The sequence below is a fragment of the Streptomyces sp. NPDC002776 genome, assembly GCF_053592195.1.
Genome location: NZ_JBSFVG010000009.1, coordinates 37,556 through 60,004, shown reverse-complemented (window position 1 = coordinate 60,004; position 22,449 = coordinate 37,556). Strand labels below are relative to the sequence as shown.

Sequence of the window (22,449 nt, the reverse complement as noted above, 5' to 3'; positions counted from 1 at the left end):
GGGAAATCGGGAGTTCACGCCGGGGGCGCGGACCGCTGTCGTCGCTGATGCCGCGCCGGCCGTGCGCGGCCGGGAGGACGGGCCGATCCAGGCTCAGACTCCCGGCCGCTGCCGGAGATTCGGTCCACCCGTCGCCGAAGGGCGCGCCGGGACACCCCGTCTGGCCCTCGAATGGTGGCTCCTTGATCGGCCAGGTACCAGATTGGGCTGAGTGTTCGTCAGTGTCCCCCCGGAGAGGGTCCCTTATCCATGCGTGTCCAGTCGCTGACGCTGGTCGCGGCAAGCGCCGCCCTGCTCGCCCCGACCACCTCGCCCACCACCACCCCGCCGCGCGCCGAGGAGAGGCCGGCGGTGCGGCCCGCGATGGGGCCCCAGGGCGACGTCCGCGCCGCCGAACTGCTGGCCCAGACGCGCCGCTGCGCCCAGATCTCCCGCGGTCGCTACCGCACGGACGACGGCCGCTTCCCGACGGTCCCCGTCTGCGGAACCCCGGACGCCGTCTTCTGGAAGGCCGACCTGGACATCGACTGCGACGGCCGCCCGGGCCCCCGCTGCAACGGCCGCACCGACCCCTGGTTCAGTGACGCCACCGCCTTCACCCAGTCCGACGGCCGCTACCTGGACGCCGAACGCCTCCCGTACGTCGTCGTGCCCACGCCGAGCCGCATCTGGGACTACCGGGACCACGGGATCCGCGGCGGCTCGGTGGTCGCCCTCGTGCACCGGGACCGTGTGCGGTACGCGGTCGTCGGCGACGTGGGTCCGCGGGACATCATCGGCGAGGCGTCCTACGCCGCCGCCGAGGCCCTCGGCATCCCCGCCGACCCGCACGGCGGCGGCACGGACTCCGAGGTCACCTACATCCTCTTCAAGGACACCCGGGTGGACCCGATCGAGGACCGTGAGGCCGCCGTGGCGGTGGGGGAGCGGCTGGCGCGCACGTTCGCGCGCGGCGGCTGACCGCCTGTCAGACCGCCGACCAGCCGTCGTCCACGGGCAGCACCACGCCGTTGATGTTGCTCGCCGCGTCCGAGGCGAGGAACACGATGGCCGCGGCACTGGAGGTGGCCTCCCGGGGCATCGCCTAGACCCCGTCGCCGGTCGCACGGTGCGGGAGGTTCACACCTTGCGGTAGGTGTACGCCTCCTCCGCGGCCGCCTGTACCGCCGCGAGGTCGGCGCCGGTGGCCGCCGTGACGACCGCGGCGATCGCGCCCTCGACGAAGGGCGCGTCCACCAGCCGCGTGCCGTCGGGGAGTTCGTCGCCCTCGGCGAGCAGCGCCTTCACGGTCAGCACCGCGCTGCCGAGGTCGGTGAGGACGGCCACCCCGGCCCCCTGGTCCACGGCCGCGGCCGCCGCCGCGATCAGCTCGGAACTGGTGCCGAGGCCGCCGTCCTCGGTGCCGCCCGCCGGCGCCACCGGCACCGACGTCCCGCCGCCCGCGAGGCTCTTCGCCAGCTCGGCCACCGACGCGGCCACCTCGGCGCTGTGCGACACCAGCACGATCCCGACCCGCCGGTCGTCACTCACCGTTCGCCTCCGCCAGCGCCGCGACGAGCAGGGCCGAGGAGGTGGCACCGGGATCCTGGTGCCCGATGCTGCGCTCGCCGAGATAGCTCGCCCGCCCCTTGCGCGCCTGGAGCGGCGTCGTGGCCCGGGCCCCTTCCTCGGCGGCGGCCCGCGCGGCGGCGAAACCGGAGCCGAGCGCGTCCACGGCCGGCACCAGCGCGTCGATCATCGTCTTGTCGCCCGGCGCGGCACCCCCGAGCGTCATCACCGCGTCCACTCCGGCACGGAACGCCTCCGCGAACTGTGCCTCGTCGACCTCGGCCGCCTCCCCGAGCGCCTTGCCGGTGCGCCGCAGCAGCGTCCCGTACAGCGGCCCCGAGGCGCCGCCCACCGTCGAGATCAGCTGCCGTCCGGCGAGGGTCAGCACCGCGCCGGGCGTGTCCGGGGACTCCTTGTCCAGGATCGCGGTCACGGCGTGGAAGCCACGCACCAGGTTGCTGCCGTGATCGGCGTCCCCGATCGGCGAGTCGAGGGAGGTGAGCCGCTCCGCCTCACGGGCGACGGACGCGGCGGTCGCGGTCATCCAGCGGCGGAAGAAGTCGGCGTCGAGCACGGGATCTCCTTGCGTGGTAGGTACGTTGACACCCGGGGGCCGCCCGCTCACATGCCCCAGCGCAGTCCGGCCGTCCGCACCGGCGCGTCCCACAGGCGCAGCAGTTCCTCGTCGATCTGGCACAGGGTGACCGAGGCGCCGGCCATGTCGAGGGACGTGACGTAGTTGCCGACGAGGGTGCGGGCCACGGCCACCCCGCGGGCGGCGAGCACCCGCTGGACCTCGGCGCTGAAGCCGTACAGCTCCAGCAGCGGGGTCGAGCCCATGCCGTTGACCAGGACCAGGACGGGGTTGCGCGGGGCCATGTCGTCCAGGACCGCGTGCACCGCGAAGTCGGCGATCTCGCCCGAGGTCATCATGGGCCGCCGCTCCCGGCCCGGTTCGCCGTGGATGCCGATGCCGAGCTCCAGCTCACCGGGGGGCAGGTCGAAGGTGGGGCTGCCCTTGGCGGGGGTGGTGCAGGCGCTGAGCGCCACGCCGAAGCTGCGGGCGCTGTCATTGACCTGCCGCGCGATCGCCTCCACCCGCTCCAGCGGCATGCCCTCCTCGGCCGCCGCACCCGCGATCTTCTCCACGAACAGGGTCGCGCCGGTGCCGCGGCGTCCCGCGGTGTAGAGGCTGTCGGTGACCGCCACGTCGTCGTCGACGAGCACCTTCGCCACCTGGATGCCCTCGTCCTCGGCGAGTTCGGCCGCCATGTCGAAGTTGAGGACGTCGCCGGTGTAGTTCTTCACGATGAACAGCACGCCCGCGCCGCTGTCCACGGCCGCCGCGGCGCGCACCATCTGGTCCGGCACCGGAGAGGTGAACACCTCGCCCGGACAGGCCGCCGACAGCATCCCGGGCCCCACGAACCCGCCGTGCAGCGGCTCGTGCCCCGAACCGCCGCCGGAGACGAGGGCGACCTTTCCGGGCACCGGGGCGTCCCGCCGTACGATCACCCGGTTCTCGACATCCACGGTCAGTTCGGGGTGAGCGGCCGCCATACCGCGCAGGGCGTCGGTGACGACGGTCTCCGGGACGTTGATGAGCATCCTCATGGGTGCCTCCTGGTGAGGTGGGCAGACAGCTTCCGGACCGCTGCCGGCAGTATCGACCTTGGGACGAGGAAGGTCACGTGCGGGGGAGGACCCGTCGGCGCCCGGGGCGCCCCGGCTCAGTCGGCCACCCGCAGCACCAGCTTGCCCGTCGACGTACGGCTCCCCATCAGCCGGTGCGCCCCGGCCGCGTCCGACAGCGGGAACTCCGCGGTGACCGGCAGCCGCACGGTGCCGTCGGCGACCGTACGGAAGGCCCGCTCGGCGAGCGAGCGCAGCGCGTCCGGTGCCGACTGGGCCAGGGCGAGTATGGAGAAGCCCGCGACCGAGCGGCCCTGCGCGTACAGCTCGGGCTGGCCCACCTGCCACGGCTCCGATCCGCTCGCGTTGCCGAAGGACACCAGGCGTCCGTAGACCGCCAGCGCGTCCAGGCCGCGGCGCAGGGTGTCCCCGCCGACCGGGTCCAGGACCAGGTCCACGCCCCGGCCGCCGGTGGCACGGCGGACGTCCTCGGGGAAGGTCTCGGCGGTGAACACCGCGTCGTAGCCGTGCCCGCGGGCGTACTCGGCCTTGCCCGCCGAGGAGGCGACGCCGTACACCGCCCCGGCGCCCGCCGCCCGGGCCAGCTGCCCGGCCACGGTGCCGATGCCGCCCGCCGCGCCGTGCACCAGCACGCTCTCCCCGGCGCGCAACCGGCCCACCTCGTGCAGCAGGGCGTACGCCGTCGGCACGACCGTGGGGAGCGTGGCCGCCGTCCGCAGGTCCATGCCCTCGGGGAGCGGGAAGACGGTCGCCGCGTCGGCGACCACCACCTCGGCGTAGGCGCCGCCACCGACCAGCGCGGCGACCTCCTGCCCGGGCCGCAGGCCCTCGACACCCTCGCCGACGGCCCTGACCCGCCCGGAGACCTCCAGACCCGGGCGGTAGGGCAGCGCGTCCACCCGGTACCCCTCGGCCCGCGCCTTGAGGTCCGCGAAGTTCACCCCGGCATAGGCGGTCTCGACGGTCACCCGGCCCGGCCCCGGCTCCGGGACGTCAACCTCCACGACCTTCAGCACCTCGGGATCGCCGTACTCCTCGAACTCCACTGCGCGCATGACGGATGGCCCCTTCTGTGACGTGTCGACCGTGACGTGCCGACCTGGCTGTTCGACGGGAAGCGAACACTCGGACTGTAAGATACAGATCGAACACTCGGCAAGCGGCACGGGAGCGGAACATGGCGAACCAGGTGGCGGGCGGCGGTCATCGCGCCGCGCCGGTGCACACGGATCCCGAGGACGTCTCGGTGCAGACCGCACTGTCCGCGGTCGCCGACCCGGTACGCATGCAGCTCATCCGCGAGCTGGCCGACTCCGCGGACTGGACGCGCAGTTGCGGCAGCTTCGACGTGCCGGTCGGCAAGGCAGCGCTCAGCCACCACTTCTCGGTGCTGCGCGGCGCGGGGCTGGTCGAGCAGCGCGACGAGGGGCCGAAGCGGGTGAACCGGCTGCGGCGCGAGGAGTTCGACGCACGCTTTCCGGGGCTCCTGGCTCTGGTACTGCGGGATTGAACGGCAAGTACCAGGCCGTACCCGAGGACGACACAGGAAGGCGAACGCCATGACCGACAGGCTCACCGTGGCGGTGCTGGGCACCGGGATCATGGGGGCCGCGATGGCCCGCAACCTCGCCCGCGCCGGACACACCGTCCGCGCCTGGAACCGCACCCGCGCCAAGGCCGAGCCGCTCACCTCCGACGGCGCTTCCGTCGCGGACACCCCCGCCGAGGCCGCCCAGGACGCCGATGTCGTCCTGACGGTCCTGCACGACGGCCCCGCCGCCCTGGACGTGATGCGCCAGGCCGCCCCCGCCCTGGGTCCCGGCACCGCCTGGGTGCAGTCCACCACCGTCGGCCTCGACGGCCTCCCCGCCCTGGCGGACCTCGCCGGTGAGCACCGGCTGGCCTTCTACGACGCCCCCGTGCTCGGCACCCGCGGGCCCGCCGAGGCGGGACAGCTGACCGTGCTGGCGGCCGGGCCCGCCGACGGCCGGGACAAGGTCACACCGGTCTTCGAGGCGATCGGCGCCCGCACGGTGTGGACCGGCGAGGACGGCGCGGCGGGGACCGCGACCCGGCTGAAGCTGGTCGCCAACAGCTGGGTCATCGCGGCCACCGCGGCGGCGGGGGAGACGCTCGCCCTGGCACGGGCCCTCGACGTGGACCCGCGCACGTTCTTCGACCTGATCGAGGGTGGCCCGCTGGACATGGGGTACCTGCGCGCCAAGTCCGGGCTGATCATCGAGGAGCGGCTGTCCCCGGCCCAGTTCGCGGTGTCCACCGCCGCCAAGGACGCGCGGCTGATCGTCGAGGCGGGCGAGCGGGGCGGGGTGCGTCTGGACGTGGCCGAGGCGGGCGCCGCCCGTCTGGAGCGGGCCGTCGCCCTCGGCCACGGCGACGAGGACATGGCCGCCGCCTACTTCGCCAGCTTTGACGACACCGTCGGCAAGCAGAGCTGACCGCACCGGACCTTCGACACCGTCGACGACCCGAGCCGACCGCACCGAACCGAGGAGGAACCCCAGATGTCCAAGCCCCCGCTGCCCGACGAGGCGCAGGAACTGCTGCGCCGCCCCAACCCGGCCGTGATGGCCACCCTGCGCTCGGACGGCACGCCCGTCTCCACGCCCACCTGGTACCTGTGGGAGGACGGCCGCGTGCTGATCAGCCTGGACGACGGCCGCGTACGCCTGAAACACCTGGGCCGCGACCCGCGCGTGACGCTCACCGTGCTCGACGGCGAGGACTGGTACACCCACGTCACCCTCATCGGACGCGTCGTCGAGACGTACGGCGACGAAGGGCTCGCCGACATCGACCGGATCGCCTCGCACTACACCGGCAAGCCCTACGCCAACCGCGTCCGCCCCCGCACCAGCGCCTGGATCGAGGTCGAGCGCTGGCACGGCTGGGGCGCGCACAAGGACAGCGATCAGGCCTCCGCCTGAGGCACGCGCGAGGTCAGGATGCTCATCGCGTTCGCGGCCACGATCGCCCCGATGCTCGCCCACTCCGCCCACCCGAGGCCCTGCCCGAGCCCGACCAGGCCGACGAGCGCGGCGAGCACCGGGTTGACGCTCATGAACAGCCCGAACGCCCGGGCCGGGACCCGGCGCAGGGTGAGCAGGTCCGCGAGGTAGGGGACGGCCGACGACAGCACCCCGGCGGCCACGGCGCAGGCCACGGCCGCGGCCGTCGGGGGCTGCCGTACGACGAGGACGACCCCGGCCGGCAGGAACAGCAGAGCGGACAGCGCGGCCGCGGCGGCCGCACCCTGCGCGCCGGGCAGACGCTGTCCCACGGTGCGGTTGAGCAGGATGTACGACGCCCAGCAGACGGCGGCCAGCAGGCCCAGGCCCAGACCGACATAGTCGGCGGACGGGCCCGGACGCAGCAGCGCGATCACCCCCGCCGCCGCGATCACCGCGCACAGCGCGTCCAGCCGCCGCCGGGACGAAGCCAGCGCGATGGCGAGCGGACCCAGGAACTCCAAGGTCACCGCCAGCCCCAGACCGATCCGGTCGATGGCGGTGTACAGCGACAGGTTCATGGTGCCGAAGACCACCGCCAGCAGGGCGACCGGCCACCACTGGTGCCGGGTGAAGGCACGCGGCCGGGGCCTGGCGACGGCCAGCAGGACGAGGGCGGCGACGTACTGACGTACCGCCACCACACCGATCGGACCGAGCACGGGGAAGGCGAGCGAACCGATCGCGGCACCGGTCTGGTTCGACAGCCCGCTGGCGACCATGGTGGCCACACCCGCGAGCCTGCCGGGCGCGGACTCGACGTGGGGGAGGGCGGCTTCGGCGGCTTCGGCGGCGGAGGCGGAGCACATGCGGACAGCGTGGAGCCGACCGTCGTATGCGCAAAATGCGTACGCCGAGCCATCTATACGCTTGAGTCATGGATGTGGAACTCCGCCAGCTGCGCTGCCTGGTCGCCATCGTCGACGAGGGCAGCTTCACCGACGCCGCCCTGACGCTCGGCGTCTCCCAGGCGGCCGTCTCCCGGACCCTCGCCTCCCTCGAACGCAGCCTGGGCGTACGGCTGTTGCGCCGGACCTCCCGGGAGGTGACCCCGACCGGCACGGGGCTGCGGGTACTGGCGCACGCCCGCCGCGTGCTGGGGGAGGTCGACGACCTGGTCCGGGAGGCCACCTCCGGCCACGCGCGGCTGCGGATCGGCTACGCCTGGGCGGCGCTCGGCCGGCACACCCCGCCGTTTCTGCGCCGCTGGGCCGCCGCGCACCCCGGAACCGACCTGCAGCTGGTGCGCGTCAACTCGGCCACCGCCGGTCTCGCGGAGGGCGCCTCGGACCTGGCCGTCGTCCGCAGGGTGCTGGACGACCGCAGGTTCGACTCCGCGATCGTCGGTCTGGAGCGGCGGCTGTGCGCGGTGGCCGCCGACGATCCGCTGGCCCGCCGCCGTTCGGTCCGGCTCGCCGACCTGGGCGGGCGCACCCTGCTCGTCGACCGGCGCACGGGCACGACCACCGCGGACCTGTGGCCCCCGGACGCCCGCCCGGCGACGGAGGAGACCCACGACGTCGACGACTGGCTCACCGTGATCGCCACCGGCCGCTGCGTCGGCGTGACCGCCGAGGCGACCGCCAACCAGTACCCGCGCCCCGGCGTGGTCTACCGCCCGGTGCGGGATGCCGAGCCCATCGCCGTACGGCTCGGCTGGTGGCGGGAGGACCCGCATCCGGCGACCCAGGCGGTGATCGAACTCATGACGGGCCTGTACCGCGACGAGTGAACCGCGATCAGTTGACGCACAGCACCAGCAGGCAGAGTCCCGACGGGGAGGTCGCCGAGGGTGAGGGGGCCGTCGGTGCGGGCGTGCTCTCGGTGGGCGTGGGCGTGGGCGTGGCCGTAGGTTCGGGGGCCGGGTCGGTGGCGGGGAGTGCCTGGGACTGGGCGGCCGGGGGCGCCGTGGCGGGCGGAGCGGCGGGGGTGTGCGGCTGGGCCGTGGCCGGGGCGGTGGCGACGTCCTGCTCGCGCGGGGCGTGGGTGGCCGAGGGCCGCGCGGGCGGGGTGTCGGGCCGGGAACGGGGCGCGTCCGGCGGTGTCGACGCCGCCGGGGCCGGCTCATCGGCCGCACCGGCCTGCTCCTCGCCGGTGCCCATGGCGGTGGTGTCGGGCGCCGTGGCCGCCTGAGCCCGGTCCCCGGACTGCTGGCCCAGCGAGGCGAGGGTCAGCCCGCCGCCGACCAGCGCCACCGCGGTGGCCACCACGGCCTTGCGCTGGTTCTTCTTCCAGCGCGCCCGCCGGCGTCGGCGCGCCGCCCGGCCCGAGGGCGCGTCGGGCAGGGGCTGCGGCTCCTCGTGCGGGTCCTGGTCCTTCGCGGGGGGTTCCACGGCGGGGGTCTCCACGGCGGGCCAGATGGTGTCGGAGCGGGCCGCCGAGGGAGCCTGCGCGATCGGGGGAGCGATGTCCGGGGCGTAGGCGCCGCACCCGGGGCACACCAGGGCACCGTTGAGATGCCGACGGCATGTGGAGCAGTAGTCCATCCGCGGTCTTTCTGACTCGGCGTTCGCACGGGGGATCGATCGGCCAGAACCGTAGCGAGCCTTTCCAGAGGCCGTGTGCAGCCTGTGTGCCGCTCCTGCGCAGAAGTCGTGCACCGGCCGTGGCCGACCCGCCCGCCTGCGGTTTCCCGGGCACCCGTGCGACCGTGGAGACGGAGCAGCGCGGCACGGCGCTGCCCCGCCCCGGCCGCACCGTGCCGCTCGCCCCGTCGCCGTCGTACCCCAGCGGGAGTGACCATGGAGCGCCTCGCCCCCACGCTGACCGGCGTCCGAGCCGTCGTCTTCGACACCGACGGGGTGATCACGGACTCCGCGCGGGTGCACGCGGCGGCCTGGAAGGAGGCGTTCGACGCCTTCCTCGACGCGCATCCGCCCGAGGATCCCGGGCAGCGGCGGCCCTTCGACGTGCAGGACGACTACCTGCGGTTCGTGGACGGCAGGTCCCGCCTCGACGGGGCCGCCGCCTTCCTCGCCTCCCGCGCCGTCGAGGCCTCGGACGACACCGTGCACGCCGTCGCCGCCCACAAGGAGGAACTGTTCACCCGGCGCCTGCGCGAGCACGGCGTGGCGGCCTACCCCGGCACCGTGCGACTGGTGCGCGCCCTGCGCCGGGCAGGGATCCCCGTCGCGGCGGCCTCGGCCTCCCGGCACGCCGGAGAACTGCTCACCGGGGCCGGTGTGCGCGACCTGTTCGACGTCCTGGTGGACGGCGGCGAGGCGGCCCGCCTCGGCCTGCCGGGCAAGCCCGAGCCCGATCTGTTCCGCACCGCCGCCGGCCGGCTCGGCGTCCCCACCGGCCGCTGCGCCGTCGTGGAGGACGCCCTGGCGGGCGTGGAGGCGGGCAGACGGGGCGGGTTCGCCCTGGTGGTGGGCGTGGACCGGACCGCCTCGGGGGACTCGGCGGACAGACTGCGCAGCCACGGTGCCGACATCGTCGTACGAGATCTCGCGGAACTGCTCGGTGAGGAGTCGACGTGACGGGATGGACCTGGGAGTACGAGGGCTACGAGCCCACGGACGAGCGGCTGCGCGAGTCCCTGTGCACCCTGGGCAACGGCTACTTCGCCACCCGGGGCGCGCTGCCGGAGTGCACGGCCGACGACATCCACTACCCGGGCACGTACGTCGCGGGCTGCTACAACCGGCTCACCTCCGGCGTGGCGGGACGCCAGGTCGAGAACGAGGACATGGTCAACGTCCCCAACTGGCTGCCGCTGCGCTTCCGGCTGCGCGGCGGGCCCTGGCTCACCCCCGACACCGCCCCGCTGGTGGAGCACCGCATGGGGCTGCTCCTGGCTTCCGGGATGCTGGAGCGGCGCACCCGCTACGACCTCGGTGCGGGACGCGTCCTGGCGGTCCACCAGCAGCGGATCGTGCACATGGCGGACCCGCATCTGGCCGCGCTGCGCACCGAGTTCACCGCCGAGGGCTTCTCCGGCGAACTGGAGGTGGAGGCGTCCCTCGACGGCGGCGTCACCAACTCCGGCGTACCGCGCTACCGGGACCTGGACGGCCACCACCTCATCCATGCGCAGACGGGCACCGCCACCCCGGAGACCGTGTGGCTGCGCTGCCGCACCCGCACCTCGGACGTCCGCATCGGCATGGCCGCCCGGCTGACCTCCGACGGGCTGGTCGCCGTCCGCAACAAGAACCGCCGCACCACCCAGCACACCGTCCTGGCGCTCACCGACGGCCGCGCCCGCACCGTTGACAAGATCGTCGCCCTGTACACCTCGCGCGACCCGGCCATCAGCGATCCGCTGCACGCCGCCGTCGACCGGGTCGGCCGTGCGCCCGGTTTCGACGACCTGCTCACCTCGCACTTCACGGCCTGGGACCAGCTCTGGCGGCGGGCCGCCCTGGAGGTCGCCGGGGAGTCCGGCCGCATCCTGCGGCTGCACCTGTTCCATGTGCTGCAGACGCTCTCCCCGCACACCGCCGACCTCGACGTGGGCGTGCCCGCGCGGGGACTGCACGGCGAGGCCTACCGGGGGCATGTCTTCTGGGACGAGCTGTTCGTGCTGCCGTTCCTCAATCTGCACTTCCCCGAGGTCTCCCGGGCCCTGCTGCGCTACCGCCACCGCCGCCTGGCGAGAGCCTGCACCTCGGCGCGGGCCGTCGGCCGGCGGGGCGCCCTGTTCCCGTGGCAGAGCGGCAGTGACGGCCGCGAGGAGACCCAGCAGCTGCATCTCAACCCGCGCTCGGGGCGCTGGCTGCCCGACCACTCGCATCTGCAGTACCACGTCGGTTCGGCCATCGCGTACAACGTGTGGCAGTACTGCGAGGCCAGCGGCGACATGGAGTTCCAGCACACCAAGGGCGCCGAGATGATGCTCCAGATCGCCCGCTTCTGGGCGGACGCCGCCGAGTACGACGACGGCCTCGGCCGGTACCGCATCACGGGTGTGGTCGGCCCCGACGAGTACCACGACGCCTACCCCGGCGCGAGCGCCCCCGGCCTCGACGACAACGCCTACACCAACGTCACGGCCGCCTGGGTGCTCATGCGCGCCCTGGAACTGATCGACGCCCTGCCGGAACCGAGGCGCCGCGAGCTCGCCGAGCGCACGGGCCTGGACGGAACCGAACTGGAGCTGTGGCAGGAGGTCTCGCGCACGCTTCACGTGCCCTTTCACGCCGGTGTCATCAGCCAGTTCGACGGCTACGGCGAGCTGGCCGAGCTGCCCTGGAACGACTACCGGCAGCGGTACGGCGACATCCGCCGCCTGGACCGGATCCTGGAGGCGGAGGGCGACAGCGTCAACCGCTACCAGGCCTCCAAGCAGGCGGACGTGCTGATGCTCGGCTACCTCTTCGCCCCGGCCGAACTGCGGGGCCTGTTCCGCCGGCTGGGTCTGCGGCTCGACGACGAGATCTGGCACCGTACCGTCGACTACTACCTGCACCGCACCAGCCACGGGTCCACCCTCAGCGGCCTGGTGCACGGCTGGGTGCTGGCCCGGGCCCGCCGCGCGGAGGCGTGGACGTTCTGCCAGGAGGCCCTGCAGGGTGACATCGCGGACGTCCAGGGCGGGACCACCGGCGAGGGCATCCACCTCGGCGCCATGGCGGGCACCCTCGACCTGGTGCAGCGCGGGCTGACCGGCCTGGAGACGCGTGACGGGGCGCTGTGGCTGGACCCGGTGCCGCTGCCGGAGGTGTCCGCGTACGGCTTCGGCCTGCGCTACCAGGGGCACTGGGGCGTGCGGCTGCATCTGGAGCAGGGCCAGCTGGACATCTCCGTGCCGTTCTCCGACGCGCCCCCGATCGACCTGCGGCTGCCGGACCGCACGGTCGTCCTGGAACCGGGGGAGTCGACGCGGCTGAAGCTGCCGGACTGAGAAGGGAGACCGGAGATGAACGGTCCTGGCGTCGTGAACGGTCCGGTCGTCGTGGGCGTGGACGGCTCGGAGGCGAGCCTGACCGCGGTGCGGGTCGCCGCGCGGGAGGCCGCGCTGCGCGGCGTGGGGCTGCGGCTGGTGCACGCCTTCGGGGGGCCGTCGGTCCATGTGCCGCCCTGGAGTCCGGCCAGTGCCGGGGTGCGCGAACTGGTCGACGGCACCCTCGCCGAGGCGGAACGCCGGGCGCGCACGGCCGCACCGCACCTGGAGATCTCCCGTGACGTCGTCGTCGGCGAGCCGGTGATGGTGCTGGAGCTGGAGACGAGGACCGCGTCCCTGGCGGTCGTCGGCAGCCGGGGCCTGAGCCGCTTCGGCAGCCTGCTGCTCGGGTCCACGGCCGCGCACCTGGCCGCCCACGCGGGCTGTCCGGTTCTGGTCGTGCGCGGCCGGCCGGATCCCGCGGGACCGGTCCTGCTGGCCGTGGACGGCTCGCCCCATGCCGAGCCCGCCGTCGAGTTCGCCTTCGCGCACGCCTCGCGGCACGGCACGGACCTGGTGGCGCTGCACGCCTGGAACACCCACACCGAGCGGGTCTACGACGCCCCGGGCGACCCGCCCTTCGTCACCTACGACGAGGAGCGGCTGCGCCACGAGGAGGAGCGGGTGCTCGCCGAAGCGCTCGTCGGGCCGGGCGAGAAGTACCCGGACGTCGAGGTGCGGCGCCGCCTCGTGCGCGGCCGGGTCCGGCACACGCTGATCGAGGCCAGCGCGGACGCCGGGCTCGTCGTGGTCGGGGCGCGCGGCCGGGGCGGCTTCACCGGGCTGCTGCTCGGCTCGGTGAGCCAGGCCGTGCTGCACCACGCGGACTGCCCGGTCGCCGTCGTACGCGCCGCGGAAAAGTAGCCGGCGCCGTACGTCACCGGGTCACGCGGGGTCCGGTCCCAGGCTCGCCGCGTGGTCCGGCACGTAGTTCTGGAGGTCGCGCGGCGGGCGCTCGTAGCCGGTCGACGGCGGCCGTTCCGGCAGTTCGAGCACCTGGGGCGGTACGTCCTGGTAGGGGACCGAGTCCAGCAGATGGGCGATCATGCTCAGCCGGGCGCGGCGCTTGTCGTCGCTCTCCACCACGAACCAGGGCGCCTCGACGATGTCGGTGTGGACCAGCATGTCGTCCTTGGCCCGGGAGTAGTCCTCCCAGTGGGTGATCGACTCCAGGTCCATCGGCGACAGCTTCCAACGCCGCAGCGGATCCGCCAGTCGGCGCCGGAAGCGGTCCTGCTGCTCGGCGTCGCTGACCGAGAACCAGTACTTGCGCAGCAGGATCCCGTCCTCCACGAGCATCCGCTCGAAAATGGGGCATTGCCTCAGGAAGATCTGGTACTCCGCCTTGGTGCAGAAGCCCATCACATGCTCGACGCCGGCCCGGTTGTACCAGCTGCGGTCGAACAGCACGATCTCCCCGGCGGCGGGGAGCTGTTCCACGTACCGCTGGAAGTACCACTGGGTGCGCTGCCGCTCGGTCGGCCTGGGCAGGGCCGCGATCCGCGCCACGCGGGGATTGAGGTGCTCCGTGACTCGTTTGATGGTGCCGCCCTTGCCCGCCGCGTCCCGTCCCTCGAAGATGACGACAAGACGGGCGCCCTGCGCACGCACCCACTCCTGCATCTGCACCAATTCGGTCTGCAGCCGCAGCAGTTCCTGCTCGTACGCCTTGCGCGGCAGCTTCTTCGCCTTGTCACCGGCCATGCCGCCTCCCACCGCCCGTCACCCTGTCGATGACCCAGGAGTCACCGTATGTCCACGGTCGAACACCAGAACAGCACCGTACTGACCGACGACGAGCTGCGCACCCTGGACGCCCACTGGCGGGCGGCCAACTATCTGGCCGCCGGACAGATCTACCTGCTCGCCAACCCGCTGCTGCGCGAGCCGCTGAGCCCCGAGCACATCAAGCCACGTCTGCTCGGGCACTGGGGCACCTCGCCCGGTCTGAACCTCGTGTACACCCACCTCAACCGGGTGATCAAGGCCCGCGGCCTCGACGCGCTGTGCGTGTGGGGCCCCGGACACGGCGGGCCGTCGGTGGTCGCCAACTCCTGGCTGGAGGGGAGCTACAGCGAGACGTACCCCGACATCGGCCGCGACGCGGAGGGCATGCGCCGGCTGTTCCGGCAGTTCTCCTTCCCCGGCGGGGTGCCCAGCCATGTGGCGCCCGAGACCCCCGGCTCCCTCCACGAGGGCGGCGAGCTGGGCTACGCGCTCTCCCACGCCTACGGCGCCGCCTTCGACAACCCCGGTCTGGTCGTCGCCTGCGTGATCGGCGACGGCGAGGCGGAGACCGGCCCGCTGGCCGCCTCCTGGCACTCCAACAAGTTCCTCGACCCGGTCCACGACGGCGCCGTCCTGCCGATCCTGCACCTCAACGGCTACAAGATCGCCAACCCCGCCGTGCTCGCCCGGCTGCCCGAACCGGAACTCGACGAGCTGCTGCGCGGCTACGGCCACGACCCGCTGTACGTCTCCGGCGACGACCCCGCCGCCGTGCACCGCGCCATGGCCCAGGCCCTCGACACCGCCCTGGACCGCATCGCCGGACTCCAGCGCGGCGCCCGCGAGGAAGGGGCGACCGAGCGCCCGCGGTGGCCCGTCATCGTGCTGCGCACCCCCAAGGGCTGGACCGGGCCCGCCGAGGTCGACGGTCTCCCGGTCGAGGGCACCTGGCGCGCTCACCAGGTCCCGCTCTCCGGCGTCCGCGAGAACCCCGAGCACCTGCGCCGGCTGGAGCAGTGGCTGCGTTCCTACCGGCCCGAGGAACTGTTCGACGACGACGGGCGGCCCGTCCCGGACGTCCTGGCCTGTCTGCCGGAGGGCACCCGCCGGCTGGGCTCCACCCCACGCGCCAACGGCGGCCTGCTGGTGCGGGAGCTGCCGATCGGCTCACCCGACCGGTTCGCCGTGCCCGTCGACAAGCCCGGCACCACCCTGCACGAACCCACCCGGGTCCTCGGCGACCTCCTCGCCCAGATCATGAAGGACACCGCCGAGCGCCGGGACTTCCGGGTCGTCGGCCCGGACGAGACCGCCTCCAACCGGCTGCAGGCCGTCTTCGACAGCAGCGGCAAGGCATGGCAGGCCGGCATCCTGCCCGTCGACGAGCACCTCGACCGGCACGGCCGGGTCCTGGAGATCCTCTCCGAGCACACCTGCCAGGGCTGGCTGGAGGGGTACCTGCTGACCGGCAGGCACGGGCTGTTCTCCTGCTACGAGGCGTTCGTGCACATCGTCGACTCGATGGTCAACCAGCACATCAAGTGGCTGAAGACCTCGCGGGAACTGCCGTGGCGGGCGCCCATCGCCTCCCTCAACTACCTGCTGACCTCCCATGTGTGGCGCCAGGACCACAACGGCTTCTCGCACCAGGACCCCGGCTTCGTCGACCACGTCCTGAACAAGAGCCCCGAGGTCGTCCGGGTCTACCTCCCGCCGGACGCCAACACCCTGCTCTCGGTGGCCGACCACGCGCTGCGCAGCCGCGACTACGTCAACGTCATCGTCGCCGGAAAACAGCCCTGCTTCGACTGGCTCTCGATGGACGAGGCCCGCGCCCACTGCGCCCGGGGCGCCGGCATCTGGGACTGGGCGGGCAGCGAGAACGGCGGCGAGCCGGACGTGGTCCTCGCCTGCGCCGGTGACGTCCCCACCCAGGAGGTCCTGGCCGCCGCCCAGCTGCTGCGCCGCCATCTGCCCCAGCTCGCGGTCCGCGTGGTCAACGTCGTCGACATCGCCCGGCTGATGCCCGAGGAGGAGCACCCGCACGGCATGGGCGACCGCGAGTACGACGGCCTGTTCACCGCCGACAAGCCGGTGATCTTCGCCTACCACGGCTACCCGTGGCTGATCCACCGCCTCGCCTACCGCCGCAACGGCCACCAGCACCTGCACGTGCGCGGCTACAAGGAGTACGGCACCACGACCACACCGTTCGACATGGTCGTCCGCAACGACCTCGACCGCTACCGCCTGGTCATGGACGTCATCGACCGCGTCCCCGGCCTCGCGGTGCGCGCCGCGGCCGTACGCCAGGAGATGGCCGACGCCCGCACCCGCCACCACGCCTGGATCCGCGAGCACGGCAGTGACATGCCGGAGATCGCGGAGTGGAGCTGGAACGCCTGAGAAAACAGAACCTCCCCTCTCAGGGCCGATGGGCCCTGAGAGGGGAGGCGTTCCGCCCAGCCCCGGTCTACGGGCGTCAGGTGCCGCCCGGGCCGCCGCTGCCGAAGGAGCCGCCACTGTCCTGGTTCCAGCGCGGGCGCTCCTTCTCCGGGTTCGAGCGGGAGGGCATGTTGCCGTGCCCGGGCATCTCGTGCGGGGTCAGGCGGTGGTCGCTGCGGGGCATCTCGTTCGGCTCGCGGGTCTCCCGTACCTCGCGCACCGGGCCGTCGGCGGGCATCCGCGGCTGCTCCTCGGGGCTCGGCGGCCCGGGCTCCCGGCGCCTGATCCGGGAGCCCAGCACAAAGGCGCCGAGGAGCAGCGCCACGACGACCACGCCAGCGACGATCAGTCCGATTCCGAGGGCGCCGCTCTCGGCGGCCAAGTCCAGCCAGGTCGTATTCATGAGCTCGCGAGTACCCCTGGCGCTCGAATTCAACCGGGTTTGACCCCCCGAGCGGCGGCTACCCGCACCCTGTGACCTCGACTACTTCGCAGCAGGAGCTCTTCCAGTACCTGGAGGACCGCTTCGCGTGCGCCCAGGCGTGCACCGAGTGTGCGCGGGCCTGCGCGCTGCGCGCGAGCCTGGCGGAACCCGACGGGACGGCGGAAGAAGAACGCGTACGGCGTAAGGGCATCATGTGCGCGGAGGTGTGCGACGCGACCTGCCGCATGCTCTCCGAGCAGGGCCTGACGGACGAGGAGAGCGTCCGCGTCCAGTTGGAGTGGTGCCGCACGGTGTGCCTGGAGACCGCGCAGGTGTTCGACGACTGGCTGGGCGCGGAGGACGGCGCGAAGGCGTGCCGCGAGTGCGCCCAGGCGTGCACGGACTTCTTGGAGACGCTGACGTGAGACACCCCCGCGCGCGGGCGAGACGCAGGTGAGGCGTCCCCGGCATTCCCTATTTCTGTAACACGTTCTACGGTGTGCGCCGTCAGGACCGGCCAAGGGCAACCCTGGAGGCGCCGTGCATCTCGACCACACGCCCGAGCAGCAACGGCTGCGCACCGACCTGCGCGCCTACTTCGCCGAGCTGGTGCCGGACACGGGGCACGCCCGCCACGCGGACCCCGCCGCCCACAAACGCTTCTACCGCGAGACCATCCGGCGCCTCGGCGCCGACGGCTGGCTCGGCGTGGGCTGGCCCGAGGAGTACGGTGGCCGCGGCCTGGGCGCGATGGACCAGTTCATTTTCTTCGACGAGGCCGCCCAGGCGGGCGTACCGCTGCCCCTGATGGCGCTGAACACCGTCGGCCCGACGATCATGCAGTTCGGCACCGACGAGCAGAAGGCGTACTTCCTGCCGCGGATCCTCTCCGGCGAACTCGACTTCGCGATCGGCTACAGCGAGCCCGACGCCGGTACCGACCTCGCCTCGCTGCGCACCCGCGCCGTGCGCGACGGCGACGAGTACGTCGTCAACGGGCAGAAGATCTGGACGACCAACGGCGACACCGCGGACTGGGTGTGGCTCGCCGTGCGCACCGACCCGGCCGCCCCGCCGCACAAGGGCATCACCATGCTCCTGGTACCGACCAGTGACCCCGGCTACTCCTGCACCCTGATCAACACCCTCGCCGGCCACGACACCACCGCCAGTTACTACGAGAACGTCCGCGTCCCCGTCTCCCGGCGCGTCGGCGCCGAGAACCAGGGCTGGCGGCTGATCACCAACCAGCTCAACCACGAGCGCGTCACCCTCGCCGCCCACGGCACCATGGCGATCCGCGCCCTGCACGACGTCCAGCGCTGGGCGACGCAGACCAAGCTCGCCGACGGCAGCCGCGTCGTCGACCTGCCCTGGGTGCGGCGCCTGCTCGCGCGGACCCATGTCCGCCTCGACGCCCTGAAACTCCTCAACTGGCAGATGGTGCAGGCCGTCCAGGACGGCACCCTCACCCCGCAGGACGCCTCCGCCGTCAAGGTCTACGGCTCCGAGGCGCGCCGCGACGCCTACGCCTGGCTGATGGAGATCGTCGCCGCACCCGGCGCCCTGAAGGAGGGCTCGGCGGGCGCGGTCCTCCACGGCGAACTGGAGCGCGGCTACCGCTCCGCCGTCATCTTCACCTTCGGCGGCGGCAACAACGAGATCCAGCGCGAGATCATCTCCTGGATCGGCCTGGGCATGCCACGCGTGCGGCGCTAGCCCGCTCACCCCCCCGCTCGGCACCGTACAAAGTCGGACGACAGCTCGCCATACTGGACGAGCCAGGGGTCGGCGGGGGACCACAGCGACGGGGGCGGGCGCGGGAGATGGGGGACAGCAGGCTGATCCAGGGCCGGTACCGGCTCCTGGACCTGATCGGACGCGGCGGCATGGGCGAGGTGTGGCGGGCGCGCGACGAGTCGCTCGGCCGTCAGGTCGCCGTGAAGTGCCTCAAACCGCTGGGCCCGCACCACGACCAGCAGTTCACCCGCGTGCTCAGGGAACGGTTCCGCCGGGAGGCCCGGGTGGCCGCGGCCCTCCAGCACCGCGGCGTCACCGTCGTCCACGACTTCGGGGAGTCCGACGGCGTCCTCTACCTCGTCATGGAACTGCTGGAGGGCCGCAACCTCAGTCAGCTCCTGGAGGACAACGACCACCGTCCGCTGCCGGTGCCCGCCGTCGTGGACATCGCCGACCAGGTCACCGCCGCTCTCGCCTACACCCACCAGCAGGGCATCGTGCACCGCGACCTGAAGCCCGCGAACATCGTGCGCCTGACCGAAGGCACCGTGAAGATCTGCGACTTCGGCATCGCCCGCCTCGGCGCCGACATCGGCTTCACCTCCCGGCTCACCGGCACCGGCATCGCCATGGGCACCCCGCACTACATGTCCCCCGAGCAGATCGGCGGCGCGGAGGTCGACCGGCGCAGCGACCTGTACTCGCTGGGCTGTGTCCTCTACGAGATCGCCACCGGCGCACCGCCCTTCGACCTCGACGACGCCTGGGCGGTCCTCGTCGGGCACCGCGACACCCCGCCGCGCCCGCCCCGCGAACACCGCCCCGACCTCCCCGAGTTCATGGAGCGGATCGTCCTGGACCTGCTGGCCAAAGGCCCCGAGGACCGGCCGCGCGACGCACGCGAGGTGGGCCGCCGCATCGTCCTGGGCCGCGGCACGCCGACGTACGTGCCGACCGTCCTCAGCCCGCGCCCGGCGCTCCGGCCACCCGAGCACACCGGCCGCGAGGTCCGGCTGCCGTCCTGGACCCGGGGCATGACCACCGGCCACAAGGCCACCGGCGCCGGACTGCGCACCACGCCCCCGGACGCCGGAGCCGGACTCACCGGCGAGTGGATCCCGCGCCCCGCCCCGGGCCGGCCCGACCCCGCCCCCGAGGACCCGCCCGTCCCCGACCCGGCGGTGCTCACCGCACTGGCCGGACGGCACAACGCCGGGCTCAGCCTCGGCCGGCTCGGCCGCTGGGCGGAGGCCGGGGAGGTGCACCGGGCGGTCGCCGCCGAACGGGAGCACCTGCTCGGACCCGAGCACCCCGACACCCTCGCCAGCCGCTACGAGGTCGCCTTCACCCTCAGCCGCACCGGCCGCGCGGCCGACGCCCTGCGCGCGTACAAGCACGTCGCCCGCGCCAGAAGCCTCGCCCTCGGCCCGGACCACCCCGAGACGCTCGCCGCCCGCCAGGAAATGGCGTACGTACTGGGCCAGTTGGGCCGCCACTTCGACGCCCACGAGGTCTACAACTCGGTGCTCGCCGCCCGCGAGCGGACCATGGGCGCCGAGCACCCCGACACCCTGCGCTGCCGCCACAACCTCGCCTTCAACCTCAGCCGCCTCGGCCGCCTGGAGGACTCGTACCGCATGGCCCGCGAGGTGGCCGAGGCCCGCGCCCGGGTGCTGGGCCCCGACCATCCGGAAACCCTGGTCACCCGCTACGAAGTCGCCTACGCGCTCGGCCGGTCGGGCCGCTGGGCGGAGGCCCTGCACACCTACCGGGAGGTCGCCGAGGCCCGCGCCCGGGCGCTCGGCCCCGACCACGCCGACACCCTCGCCGCCCGCTACGAGGTCGGCATCAGCCTCGGCCGGCTCGGCCGCAGCGAAGAGGCCCGCCGGCTGTACCGCGAACTGATCACCGACCGCACCCGGGTGCACGGCCCCACCCACCCCGAGACCCTGCGCGCCCGCCACGGCCTCGGCGTCAACCTCGGCCGCCTGGGCCGCTGGGAGGAGGCCCTTGCCGAGTCCCGTGACGTGTGCGCGATCCGCGAGCGGGTCCTCGGCCCCGACCATCCGGACACCCTCGTCAGCCGCCGCGAGGTCGCCGTCGGCCTCGGCTGGCTGGGCCGCTGGTCCGACGCGCTCACCGAGTACCGCAAGGTGGCCGCGGCCCGCGAACGCGTCCTGGGCCCCGCCCACCCCGACACCCTGGCCGGCCGCGACGACGAGGCCCACTGCCTGGAACAGCTCGGCCGAATGGCCGAGGCGGTCGAGCTGTACCGTCAGGTCGCGGCGCTGCGGCAGCGGGGAGCGACCGGCGGCCCCTGACCGGTCCGGAGCGCTGCCCAGCCCTGGCCGACCTGGATCAGCCCGTGTTACCAAGAACCATGCCTGCACACGAGGGACACCCGGGACATCGCGCGTACGACGCCGTCATCGTCGGAGGCGGGCACAACGGCCTGGTCGCCGCCGCTTATCTGGCCCGGGCCGGCCGGTCCGTGCTGGTGCTGGAGCGGCTGGACCGCACCGGCGGCGCCGCCGTCTCCAGCCGTCCCTTCGCGGGCATCGACGCCCGGCTGTCCCGCTACTCGTACCTGGTCAGCCTGCTGCCCAAGAAGATCGTGCGGGACCTCAACCTGACCTTCCGGGTCCGCGCCCGCACGATCTCCTCGTACACCCCGGCCGAACGCGCCGGACAGGCCACCGGTCTGCTGGTCGGCGGTGGCGAGCGGCGCACCCGGGAGGCGTTCGCGAAGCTCACCGGCGACGAGCGCGAGTACGCCGCCTGGCAGCGCTTCTACGGCCTGACCGGCGAGGTCGCCAAGCGGGTCTTCCCCACGCTCACCGAACCGCTGCCCACCCGCGAGGAGCTGCGCCGCCGGGTGGACGACGAGGAGGCCTGGCGGATCCTGTTCGAGGAGCCCATCGGCGCCGCGATCGAGGACCGCTTCTCGGACGACCTGGTGCGCGGCGTCGTCCTCACCGACGCCCTGATCGGCACCTTCGCCGACGCCCACGACACGTCCCTGAAGCAGAACCGCTGCTTCCTCTACCACGTCATCGGCGGCGGCACCGGCGCCTGGGACGTGCCCGTCGGCGGCATGGGCGCCCTCACCGACGCCATCGCGGCGGCGGCGCGGGCGGCCGGCGCCGTCCTCGCCACCGGCCACGAGGCCGTACGCATCGACACGGACGGCGCAACCGCCGAGGTCAGGTACCGCACCGCCGGAGGGGAGGGCGTCGTCGCCGCCCGGCATGTCCTGGTGAACGCCTCCCCGCGGGACCTGGCCGAGCTGACCGGCGGCACCTCACCGGAGCCCGCCGAGGGCGCCCAGCTCAAGGTGAACATGCTGCTCAAGCGGCTGCCCAGGCTCCGGGACAGCTCCGTCGACCCCCGCGAGGCGTTCTCCGGGACCTTCCACATCGCCGAGGGCTACGAGCAGTTGGCCGCCGCCCACGCGCAGGCCGCCGCGGGTGAACTGCCCGCCGCCCCGCCCTCGGAGATCTACTGCCACTCCCTCACCGACCCCACGATCCTCGGCCCGGGTCTCGTCGACCGCGGCTACCACACGCTCACCCTCTTCGGCCTGCACACCCCGGCCCGGCTCTTCGCGCGGGACAACGACGCCGTACGCGAGGAACTGCTCAAGTCGACGCTGGCGCAGCTCGACGCGCACCTGGCCGAACCGCTCGCCGAGCTGCTGGCGACGGATGCCGAGGGACGGCCCTGTATCGAGGCGAAGACCCCGCTCGACCTGGAGCGCGACCTGCGCCTGCCGGGCGGCAACATCTTCCACCGCGACCTGTCCTGGCCCCACACCCAGGACGGCACCGGCCGCTGGGGCGTGGCGACGGAGCATCCGAACGTCCTGCTCTGCGGAGCGGGCGCGGTGCGCGGCGGGGGAGTGAGCGGGGTGCCCGGACACAACGCGGCGATGGCGGTGCTGGAACAGGGCGGCGCCTGAGCGTCAGGCCGCCCTGCCCCAGGACCTGAGGTGGTCGATG

21 protein-coding genes and 1 pseudogene are annotated in these 22,449 nt (G+C 73.4%); 13 read left to right on the top strand and 9 right to left on the bottom strand.

All coding sequences use genetic code 11. From position 1 onward, the window contains the following. The first annotated feature begins 249 nt into the window (after positions 1-249). On the top strand, positions 250-960 hold the full coding sequence (locus tag ACWD11_RS19480) for a glycoside hydrolase family 75 protein (protein WP_389417915.1): 711 nt from the start codon (positions 250-252) through the stop codon (positions 958-960). Positions 961-967: 7 nt separating this feature from the next. Here ACWD11_RS19480 and ACWD11_RS19475 read toward each other — a convergent pair. The 5 genes and pseudogenes from ACWD11_RS19475 to ACWD11_RS19455 all read right to left on the bottom strand — a co-directional run. Continuing rightward, positions 968-1,063, bottom strand: a pseudogene (locus ACWD11_RS19475) (3-ketoacyl-ACP reductase); the annotation flags it as partial. A gap of 56 nt (positions 1,064-1,119) precedes the next feature. Next, on the bottom strand, positions 1,120-1,530 hold the full coding sequence (dhaM, locus tag ACWD11_RS19470) for a dihydroxyacetone kinase phosphoryl donor subunit DhaM (protein ID WP_389417916.1): 411 nt from the start codon (positions 1,528-1,530) through the stop codon (positions 1,120-1,122). After that, a complete protein-coding gene (gene dhaL / locus ACWD11_RS19465; protein ID WP_451284338.1) occupies positions 1,523-2,122 on the bottom strand; it encodes a dihydroxyacetone kinase subunit DhaL in 600 nt (199 codons plus the stop codon). Before dhaL ends, dhaM begins: the two co-directional genes overlap by 8 nt. A 47-nt stretch (positions 2,123-2,169) precedes the next feature. Further along, the gene (dhaK, locus tag ACWD11_RS19460) at positions 2,170-3,162 is read right to left on the bottom strand and encodes a dihydroxyacetone kinase subunit DhaK (protein WP_451284336.1); all 993 of its coding nucleotides are present in this window, start codon (positions 3,160-3,162) and stop codon (positions 2,170-2,172) included. Positions 3,163-3,278: 116 nt separating this feature from the next. Continuing rightward, on the bottom strand, positions 3,279-4,256 hold the full coding sequence (locus ACWD11_RS19455) for a quinone oxidoreductase family protein (protein ID WP_451284334.1): 978 nt from the start codon (positions 4,254-4,256) through the stop codon (positions 3,279-3,281). A gap of 122 nt (positions 4,257-4,378) precedes the next feature. Between ACWD11_RS19455 and ACWD11_RS19450 the strand changes: the two genes are divergently transcribed. The 3 genes from ACWD11_RS19450 (at position 4,379) to ACWD11_RS19440 (ending at position 6,146) form a co-directional block, all read left to right on the top strand. Beyond that, entirely contained in the window at positions 4,379-4,711 is a 333-nt protein-coding gene (locus ACWD11_RS19450) for an ArsR/SmtB family transcription factor (RefSeq protein ID WP_389417920.1), read from the top strand. Between the two features lie 49 nt (positions 4,712-4,760). Then, positions 4,761-5,657, top strand: a complete 897-nt coding sequence (locus tag ACWD11_RS19445) for an NAD(P)-dependent oxidoreductase (protein WP_389417921.1) — start codon at positions 4,761-4,763, stop codon at positions 5,655-5,657. 66 nt (positions 5,658-5,723) lie between these two features. Further along, the gene (locus ACWD11_RS19440) at positions 5,724-6,146 is read left to right on the top strand and encodes a PPOX class F420-dependent oxidoreductase (RefSeq protein ID WP_389417922.1); all 423 of its coding nucleotides are present in this window, start codon (positions 5,724-5,726) and stop codon (positions 6,144-6,146) included. Here the strand turns inward: ACWD11_RS19440 and ACWD11_RS19435 are convergent. Next, complete coding sequence (locus ACWD11_RS19435) at positions 6,131-7,036, bottom strand: EamA family transporter (protein ID WP_389417923.1); 906 nt, start codon at positions 7,034-7,036, stop codon at positions 6,131-6,133. The two genes, ACWD11_RS19440 and ACWD11_RS19435, sit on opposite strands and share 16 nt — an antisense overlap. A 68-nt stretch (positions 7,037-7,104) precedes the next feature. Here ACWD11_RS19435 and ACWD11_RS19430 point away from each other — a divergent pair, with 68 nt between their 5' ends. Continuing rightward, positions 7,105-7,959 (top strand): LysR family transcriptional regulator, encoded by an 855-nt coding sequence (locus ACWD11_RS19430; RefSeq protein ID WP_389417924.1) that lies wholly within the window; start codon positions 7,105-7,107, stop codon positions 7,957-7,959. Positions 7,960-7,966: 7 nt separating this feature from the next. Here the strand turns inward: ACWD11_RS19430 and ACWD11_RS19425 are convergent, their stop codons facing one another. Continuing rightward, positions 7,967-8,713: an SCO2400 family protein gene (locus tag ACWD11_RS19425; protein WP_451284330.1), complete on the bottom strand. Its 747-nt coding sequence runs from the start codon at positions 8,711-8,713 to the stop codon at positions 7,967-7,969. Between the two features lie 255 nt (positions 8,714-8,968). On the opposite strand from ACWD11_RS19425, the gene ACWD11_RS19420 reads away from it, so the two are divergent. The 3 genes from ACWD11_RS19420 to ACWD11_RS19410 are packed head-to-tail and all read left to right on the top strand — an operon-like array spanning position 8,969 to position 12,978. Next, positions 8,969-9,709, top strand: coding sequence for an HAD family hydrolase (locus ACWD11_RS19420; protein ID WP_451284328.1), 741 nt, complete (start codon positions 8,969-8,971; stop codon positions 9,707-9,709). Next, entirely contained in the window at positions 9,706-12,075 is a 2,370-nt protein-coding gene (locus ACWD11_RS19415; protein ID WP_389417927.1) for a glycoside hydrolase family 65 protein, read from the top strand. The genes ACWD11_RS19420 and ACWD11_RS19415 overlap by 4 nt, the downstream gene beginning before the upstream one ends. Before the next feature lie 15 nt (positions 12,076-12,090). After that, entirely contained in the window at positions 12,091-12,978 is an 888-nt protein-coding gene (locus tag ACWD11_RS19410) for a universal stress protein (RefSeq protein ID WP_451284326.1), read from the top strand. Between the two features lie 21 nt (positions 12,979-12,999). On the opposite strand, the gene ppk2 is transcribed toward ACWD11_RS19410, so the two are convergent. Continuing rightward, positions 13,000-13,818 carry a polyphosphate kinase 2 gene (ppk2, locus tag ACWD11_RS19405; RefSeq protein ID WP_451284324.1) on the bottom strand — a complete coding sequence of 273 codons (819 nt, stop codon included), beginning with the start codon at positions 13,816-13,818 and terminating at the stop codon, positions 13,000-13,002. A gap of 48 nt (positions 13,819-13,866) precedes the next feature. On the opposite strand from ppk2, the gene ACWD11_RS19400 reads away from it, so the two are divergent. Further along, a complete protein-coding gene (locus tag ACWD11_RS19400) occupies positions 13,867-16,248 on the top strand; it encodes a phosphoketolase family protein (RefSeq protein ID WP_451284322.1) in 2,382 nt (793 codons plus the stop codon). A 76-nt stretch (positions 16,249-16,324) separates the two neighbouring features. Here the strand turns inward: ACWD11_RS19400 and ACWD11_RS19395 are convergent, their stop codons facing one another. Beyond that, a complete protein-coding gene (locus ACWD11_RS19395; protein ID WP_389417931.1) occupies positions 16,325-16,690 on the bottom strand; it encodes a DUF6479 family protein in 366 nt (121 codons plus the stop codon). A 71-nt stretch (positions 16,691-16,761) separates the two neighbouring features. Here ACWD11_RS19395 and ACWD11_RS19390 point away from each other — a divergent pair, with 71 nt between their 5' ends. The 4 genes from ACWD11_RS19390 (at position 16,762) to ACWD11_RS19375 (ending at position 22,409) form a co-directional block, all read left to right on the top strand. Continuing rightward, on the top strand, positions 16,762-17,136 hold the full coding sequence (locus ACWD11_RS19390; protein WP_389417932.1) for a ferredoxin: 375 nt from the start codon (positions 16,762-16,764) through the stop codon (positions 17,134-17,136). A gap of 115 nt (positions 17,137-17,251) precedes the next feature. Beyond that, the gene (locus tag ACWD11_RS19385) at positions 17,252-18,430 is read left to right on the top strand and encodes an acyl-CoA dehydrogenase family protein (protein WP_451284319.1); all 1,179 of its coding nucleotides are present in this window, start codon (positions 17,252-17,254) and stop codon (positions 18,428-18,430) included. Between the two features lie 107 nt (positions 18,431-18,537). Then, positions 18,538-20,772 (top strand): tetratricopeptide repeat protein, encoded by a 2,235-nt coding sequence (locus tag ACWD11_RS19380; protein WP_451284317.1) that lies wholly within the window; start codon positions 18,538-18,540, stop codon positions 20,770-20,772. Positions 20,773-20,831: 59 nt separating this feature from the next. After that, positions 20,832-22,409: a phytoene desaturase family protein gene (locus ACWD11_RS19375; protein ID WP_451284315.1), complete on the top strand. Its 1,578-nt coding sequence runs from the start codon at positions 20,832-20,834 to the stop codon at positions 22,407-22,409. The last annotated feature ends 40 nt before the right edge of the window (positions 22,410-22,449 follow it).